Below are 4,527 nucleotides of genomic sequence, written 5' to 3'. Positions count from 1 at the left end.
GACGGCCGTATGGGCTTGAAGAATGTGTGGGATCTCCTTGATTGGGGCAAACACATACAGATAGTATCCCGTATACAAGCGCGTATCGTGAAGGCAGTTAAGAATGGATTAAAACAAACGGCACGCGGCCTTCAACGGCTGCTGTCCAACTCGCTTGCAGCAAAGCTTATCGCCATCAAGCGGGTGATATCCAATCGTGGAAAACGAACCCCGGGTGTGGACAATATATTAATTGATACCCCCCGTAAGCGATGGGAAACGCTCAAGAATCTTAATCTTCCCGAATATAAGGCAAAACCGCTGAAACGCATTTATATCCCAAAGAAGAATGGTAAGAAACGACCATTAGGCATACCGGCCATGCATGACCGGGTGGAACAGTCCCTTGATTTATTGGGGCTTGATCCGGTATCTGAATCCTTGGCTGATCACCATTCTTATGGATTCAGGAAAGTACGCTCAGCCCAGGATGCCATGGGAGCTATTTACAATGCATTGAGACGGAAAGGTAGTGCTGACTGGATTTTAGAGGCAGACATCAAAGGCTGTTTTGATCATATTGGCCATAGATGGCTGGATGAGAACATCCCCATGAACAAACGAAAGTTAAAACAATGGCTCAAGTGTGGTTACCTTGAGAAGCGTACATTTAATCAAACCAATGAAGGAACTCCCCAGGGCGGGATAATTTCACCGACGCTTGCCAATATGGCACTTGACGGTATTCAGAACCTCCTTGCAGATAACTTCAGGAAAACTGATAAAATTCATTATGTCAGGTACGCGGATGATTTCATTATAACGGGCCGTTCCCCGGAACTGCTTGAAACCTGTGTCAAACCTTTGATTGAAGGGTTCCTTAAAATAAGGGGTCTTGAACTGTCAGAAGAGAAAACCATGATCACACATATTGATGATGGCTTTGATTTTCTTGGCTTCAATGTCAGGAAGTACAAAGGTAAACTGCTGATAAAACCGTCTAAATCCAGCATCAAAAGTATTAAAGCAAAAGTCAGAGACTATCTGAATGCCAATAAAACCAGGCGAACCGACGTCGTTATTGCCAAGCTAAATACCATCATACGCGGTTGGGCAAACTATTACAGACATGTGGTCAGCCGGAAAGTATTCGGGGATCTTGACCATGCATTTTGGCAAATGACATGGAAATGGGCCAGGAGAAGGCATCCAAAGAAATTCAAAGGATGGGTTAAAGGCAAATATTACCGAAGGATCAAAGGTCGAGACTGGCGATTCATGGAAAAAGGTAATCCTGAACCCCTGATTTTAATAGGCCCTACCCGGCTCATCAGGCATACAAAGATTAGAGCAAAGGTCAATCCATACGATCCTGCATGGAGGGACTATCTCAAAGCCCGTTGGAAACAAAGACAACTGTCGGGTGTGGCAACACGCCTTATCAAGGCTTGAGCCGGATGAAGTGAAAGTCTCACGTCCGGTTCTTAGGGGGCTGGGGGCTGGCAACAGCCACCGGCTACCCGGCGCAAGCCGGTGATTTAGCGCATTAGCCCTTATAACCAATGAACAGCCTTCATAAAACAAAAGGAGAAACATGATGAACATGAAATCTATGCAAACAATTTTTCTTAGTATTGTTGTCGTATTGCTCGTTACTCTTGCCTCTGGAGTTACTGCCCAAACAATGAAAATTGCTGTTCCGGCAATAGGATCTGAAAAAAATTCCCTTATTAGCGAAAAAACCGGTAAAGCTCCTTTTTTTCTTATTTTTGACGAAAAGGGAAACTTTATAGAAGCCATAAAAAATCCGGCCAAGGATCAGTCCGGTGGTATTAGCCGAACGGTTGTTGCCTTACTGTCTGACAAGAATGTCACCATGATTATTGCTGGATCCATCGGTGTCAAGATGAAACAAGCCTTAACTGATCATCATATCAATTTTGTAAATAAAATAGGGACTGCCGATGACGCTGTCAAAACTATTATACAAAAAACAATAAAGGGGGAATAGGAGACAGCCCCGAATTAGAAAAAACAGAGGGGCTATTAAAGGACAAACTCAAATAACAAGTTTATAGATATCAATCTGTTTCTCAATAATCAGCAATACAGTCACATTTTAAAAATCATGGGCTAACAATTTAATTCACCCGACACCTGCGAGCACGTCCGTCTTCCAGTGGTTAATCCGGTTTGGTTACAACGCTCCAAGTTGGCAGGTTATGCCATGGCAGGCTGGTGATTAATGACGTTATCTTTTTTTACTCAAGTATTATTATCCCTGTTCTGATTCTCTGGTGGTTTAAATACTCAAAGATACCATGAGGATTGTAATGATATATAAAAAATATAAACTCAAATTGCTATTACATCTCTGATATAATGAGGAAACGCGACTTATGGCTCACCATACTCTTAAATCAAGTTATACATCTCTTGTTGACCGGTTGAATCTTTTTCCCCAAGGTGCTCCGCCTTCAAAATTGTTGGACAAAATTTTAATCATGTTGTTTTCTGAAAAAGAGGCACATTTGGTTTCGCTGCTTCCAATCAAACCATTCACCGCTGCTAAAGCAGCCAGGGTCTGGAAGATGCGTTTGCCAGAGGCACAAAGAATTCTTGATAAACTGGCATCCCGGGCGATACTGGTAGACATTGATCAAAATGGTGAAACCGAATATGTCCTTCCGCCGCCCATGGCTGGTTTTTTTGAATTTTCCATGATGCGGATACGCAGCGATGTCGATCAAAAAGTATTGGGAGAACTTTTTTACGAATACTTGAATGTGGAAGAGGACTTTATCAAAGACCTGTTTACTCTGGGAGAGACGCAACTGGGACGGGTGTTTGTTCATGAACCAGTGCTGTCCAATAAGAATGCTATCCATGTATTGGATTATGAGCGGGCATCTGAAGTGATTAGAACTGCATCACACATGGGAGTCGGCACCTGTTACTGCCGTCATAAAATGCTCCATGTGGGCAGAGCATGTGACAACCCTCTGGATATCTGCATGACATTTAACACTACAGGTGCATCCCTGATTAAACATGGCTTTGCAAGACAAGTTGACGTGATGGAGGGGTTAGACCTTTTGGATCAGGCATATGAATCCAATCTAGTACAATTTGGGGAAAATGTCAGGAACCGGGTCAACTTTATTTGCAATTGCTGTGGGTGTTGTTGTGAAGCCATGATTGCGGCCCGAAGATTTGCCATATTCAACCCGGTCCACACATCTAACTTTATCCCAGGGATTGACGAACAATCCTGTACGGGCTGTGGCAAATGTGTCAATATCTGCCCGGTAGAAGCGATGACCTTAGTCTCTGCCAATGATCCCAAAAAACCAAATCGAAAAATAGCAAAGTTGAATGAGGAAGTATGTCTTGGTTGTGGCCTGTGTATCCGGGCATGCAAGGAAGACAGTCTTGCGCTACAGTCTTTGCCTGCGAGGGTCATCACCCCGTTAAATGGAACGCACAGGGCGGTTGTAATGGCCATTGAAAGAGGAAAGTTCCAACACTTGCTTTTTGACAATAAAGTGCTTTTTAGTCATCGGGCTCTTGCTGCAGTTTTGGGTGTGATTTTAAAATTGCCGCCAATTAAGCAAATCATGGCCACCCAACAGGTGAAATCTCGTTATTTCGAAGCCTTGATTTCTTATTCTGAACGCGATCTTACCCAAAAAAACTGTAATTAAAGACCGGGGGGACACACCCAGTACCAGGAAGGGCCGAGGTCAGAGAAAAAACCGTGATGTTCAAGGCTTAAAATTAGCCCCCTATTCGCTCACGAGCTTCGAGAACCACAAAGGATATATTTTTTTTGGATAGCAGGTAGGCTGCATACATTCCGCTGAGGCCACCTCCAATGATGATGGTATCAACAGTCTGGGTGAACATGGTAATTTCCCATTATTTATTTTGCCTTGAAAATTTAATCTAACCGCAATCTCCTGCACAAAAATTTTTATAACAGTTTTTCAGCTCCTGAATACGCCTCTTCGACCTTCAAAGCAGTTGCCGCGTGGCCGGGATGCTTTTTAGGGTTCCATTTTTTCATATCCTCGTACACAGGACCGTCTTTGTGGTATTCAATGCTCCCTTTAACCTGATAGGATTTGCCCGCCTTGGTTATGAACAGGATGGATCCTTTGCTGCCGGCCTCTATGTTTTCCAGTGTTTTTGAAAAATAATTATTAGCAACCACCAGGGTATTTTCACCATATTTGGATACACAGGTTGCATATATGGAATTGGGAATACCCCCTTTATTCACGGTTGACAAAATGATGGGGCCTTCATGGTTTTCCCATGCGCTGCTGACTTTTTCGGGTAATGCAGTCATAATACTTCTCCTTTAGTTCGGCTTATGCCTGTTTGTATGTATTCACTTAAGGGATAGCAAAGTTTATACCAACCGATCATAAAAAAATAATATGAATATTTTCAAATAGTTACTTAAAAAAACACTCTTGTTTTTGTTTGTTGAAAACATGAAAGCGTTGCAATAATGCACTGTTTTTGCGCACGGCATTACGTTTT

At 42.9% G+C, this 4,527-nt stretch carries 5 protein-coding genes; 3 read left to right on the top strand and 2 right to left on the bottom strand.

The features are described 5' to 3' along the window. The 3 genes from ltrA to K8S13_RS23600 all read left to right on the top strand — a co-directional run. On the top strand, positions 1–1,431 hold a 1,431-nt coding region (ltrA, locus tag K8S13_RS23610; protein WP_291466183.1), incomplete at its 5' end, for a group II intron reverse transcriptase/maturase. A 151-nt stretch (positions 1,432–1,582) separates the two neighbouring features. After that, positions 1,583–1,990, top strand: a complete 408-nt coding sequence (locus tag K8S13_RS23605) for a NifB/NifX family molybdenum-iron cluster-binding protein (protein WP_291466182.1) — start codon at positions 1,583–1,585, stop codon at positions 1,988–1,990. Positions 1,991–2,378: 388 nt separating this feature from the next. Continuing rightward, the gene (locus K8S13_RS23600; RefSeq protein ID WP_291466181.1) at positions 2,379–3,683 is read left to right on the top strand and encodes a 4Fe-4S dicluster domain-containing protein; all 1,305 of its coding nucleotides are present in this window, start codon (positions 2,379–2,381) and stop codon (positions 3,681–3,683) included. Between the two features lie 73 nt (positions 3,684–3,756). Here the strand turns inward: K8S13_RS23600 and K8S13_RS23595 are convergent, their stop codons facing one another. Together K8S13_RS23595 and K8S13_RS23590 are read right to left on the bottom strand one after the other, a co-directional pair. Further along, the gene (locus K8S13_RS23595; RefSeq protein WP_291466180.1) at positions 3,757–3,885 is read right to left on the bottom strand and encodes an NAD(P)-binding protein; all 129 of its coding nucleotides are present in this window, start codon (positions 3,883–3,885) and stop codon (positions 3,757–3,759) included. 67 nt (positions 3,886–3,952) lie between these two features. Beyond that, positions 3,953–4,330, bottom strand: a complete 378-nt coding sequence (locus K8S13_RS23590; RefSeq protein ID WP_291466179.1) for a pyridoxamine 5'-phosphate oxidase family protein — start codon at positions 4,328–4,330, stop codon at positions 3,953–3,955. Positions 4,331–4,527: the final 197 nt, after the last annotated feature.

Source organism: Desulfobacula sp., from assembly GCF_021107415.1.
Note: the sequence above shows the minus strand (reverse complement) of the source record. Positions and strands in the feature narration are given on the sequence as shown.